Genomic DNA, 2075 nt, shown 5'->3' on the forward strand with positions numbered 1-2075 from the left:
TAAAACAAGAAGGATTCAAAAATGAAAAGCGTAAAAGGTATTTTCCGTTATCTTTTTCCGGTAAGAGATGGACGAGAACTGTATTGGATTAAAATTCCAAAAGGGCAAAGCGATCGTTTTGGAAAAGAATTTATATTCGAGCCTGAATTGATTGCGAAATCGGATGCGGAAAAACTCGGTATAAAAATAGATCCAAAGCTTTTAAGCGATAAGCGAATTAAATTTCATATACGCGATATGTATTATAAGACATATTATGAGATAACATCTTTCGGTATCGATGAGAGCTACGCCGATTCGCGGCAAATAGATCTTGATTTGGAAGACATAAAACAAATTGTAAAATCGGATGCAGACGATCCTTATTATGTATATGGCTATAGCTTAAACATAGAGCAGATGAGATCTTTTGGATGCATTGATATGGTTAAACCCGGTTTTTCATACTTCTTCGAATCCTATGCTAGCCATGAAAGAATAATCAAAGCTCCAAATAGCGGAGATAAAAATATAAAAGGCTGCTATATAAATGTCTTTGATAGCGATACGGAAGCCTTTTACGTGGCGTTATTGGACGTTAAGCTGCCTTTTAGCGAAGTTGCAAAAATAGTAGCTCCGCTGAGCATAGAGTCAAATATCCACTATTCTTATAGCCTCTCCGAAGAGCAGATTATAAAATTGGGGTTTCCTGAAATTTTAAAAGAAAATGGCGGCAAAATCGACGCTCAAATATCGGTAGAGATAGTATAATCTCATAATTTAAAATTTAGCCGTTAAATGGGTAATTATAGAGGTTCGGTGGGTTTGTGAATTTATGAGGAGCATAAATGACTACTATGTATGTTGCTTTTTATTTATCGTCGGATAAATATAACTTTGATTTTTCGGACTTGATCCTAGATGAGAAGACCAATGAATATAAAATTAGTTATATAAAAAATATAAAATCGGCGACATAGATGAAAGGCGCGGCAAGGTTAGAAATAGTTGTAGGTGGCTATGCTATACTGCCAAGAAAGAGTGCATATTTACAAGCGATGCTTTAAAAGATTTGTATGAAATTTTAAAAACGAACTTCGGCGATATCAAAAAGAGGATATCGGAATTAAATTTAACCGTTAATATTTATGTAGCGGTAGATACGACGGAAAAGGACGATGTTTATGCTATAGATTTTAGCAAAGAAATGATAAAAATGTGCGCCGAACTAAATGCCGATGTATGCGTAGATGGGATATATTATTAATTTGTGCAGGAATAAAGATGGCGTGGAAAATAAATTTTTAATACCCCGCTCAAAAGGTAAAAATGAATAAATTTACAAGACAGCTTCCTTTCTTTACCCTTACTCTTTTAACCGCCGCCCTCATCTCCCAAGGATCTGCCGCATCCTCTAGCTGGGTTACCTGGGGCTTTAGCGTAGGCGCCTCCGCAGAGCTTAGCGGAACCACTTCCAAAGATAGCTCTAAATCAACCAGCTCCGTAGCCTCTAATCTTAGCGGCAAGAATATTAAAATTTTAACTGATAGCAATAAAGATACCGCTATAAATATCAAAGGCTCAAATTTATATGCTAGTAACGATATATACCTAAGCACTCATAATCTATTTATGGATGCTTCGCGGGATAAAATTAACACAGGAACGTATTTTGGACCAGAAAAAAAGATTCCATAACCCCTTCTTTAGTGAGGAGCTAAATAAATTTTTAAATGTTATGCTAAAGCATGAGTTTTCCGGTAAGGATAAACTTATTAAGCAGCTTAACAATTTAAGAATTAAAAAGATTGAGGAGGACGCAGGCTTTAAGGCTTTTGTCTTTGAAGTAGTGGATCAAAATTTACTAGATTATGAAGGCATACCATATCCGGCAATAGATATGTTAGTGTTTAACAATTTGCACTACACAACAGAATTTATACTTCACTGGGGTGAATGTGTAAAAGAGCTAGAGATTTTTAATATTGCAGGAGAGGACTATCTTGAATTAGAAAATTTTGAGAATATTCAATTTTATAATTTTGATGAAAATAAATATGAATAAGTGCTTGAAATTAATAGTAGCCCTATTTTGT

The 2075-nt window shown here is 34.7% G+C and carries 4 protein-coding genes; all 4 read left to right on the forward strand.

What is annotated here, in order from left to right:
* Window positions 1-21 precede the first annotated feature (21 nt).
* The 4 genes from Q0393_RS08965 to Q0393_RS08980 all read left to right on the forward strand — a co-directional run bounded on the left by Q0393_RS08965 (window position 22) and on the right by Q0393_RS08980 (window position 2044).
* Window positions 22-750, forward strand: coding sequence for a hypothetical protein (locus Q0393_RS08965; protein ID WP_298979613.1), 729 nt, complete (start codon window positions 22-24; stop codon window positions 748-750).
* Window positions 751-1051: 301 nt separating this feature from the next.
* The gene (locus Q0393_RS08970) at window positions 1052-1246 is read left to right on the forward strand and encodes a hypothetical protein (protein ID WP_005871000.1); all 195 of its coding nucleotides are present in this window, start codon (window positions 1052-1054) and stop codon (window positions 1244-1246) included.
* Between the two features lie 62 nt (window positions 1247-1308).
* Window positions 1309-1677, forward strand: a complete 369-nt coding sequence (locus tag Q0393_RS08975) for a hemagglutinin repeat-containing protein (RefSeq protein WP_298979615.1) — start codon at window positions 1309-1311, stop codon at window positions 1675-1677.
* Window positions 1652-2044, forward strand: a complete 393-nt coding sequence (locus tag Q0393_RS08980) for a hypothetical protein (RefSeq protein ID WP_298979617.1) — start codon at window positions 1652-1654, stop codon at window positions 2042-2044. Before Q0393_RS08975 ends, Q0393_RS08980 begins: the two co-directional genes overlap by 26 nt.
* The last annotated feature ends 31 nt before the right edge of the window (window positions 2045-2075 follow it).

This window comes from uncultured Campylobacter sp. (genome assembly GCF_938015785.1).
In the GTDB taxonomy this organism is placed as follows: Bacteria; Campylobacterota; Campylobacteria; order Campylobacterales; family Campylobacteraceae; genus Campylobacter_B.

Bases quoted from the DNA above. Each gene is read 5' to 3' on its own strand.
- Q0393_RS08965 (WP_298979613.1), top strand. From the start codon at position 22: ATGAAAAGCGTAAAAGGTATTTTCCGTTATCTTTTTCCGGTAAGAGAT.
- Q0393_RS08975 (WP_298979615.1), top strand. From the start codon at position 1,309: ATGAATAAATTTACAAGACAGCTTCCTTTCTTTACCCTTACTCTTTTA.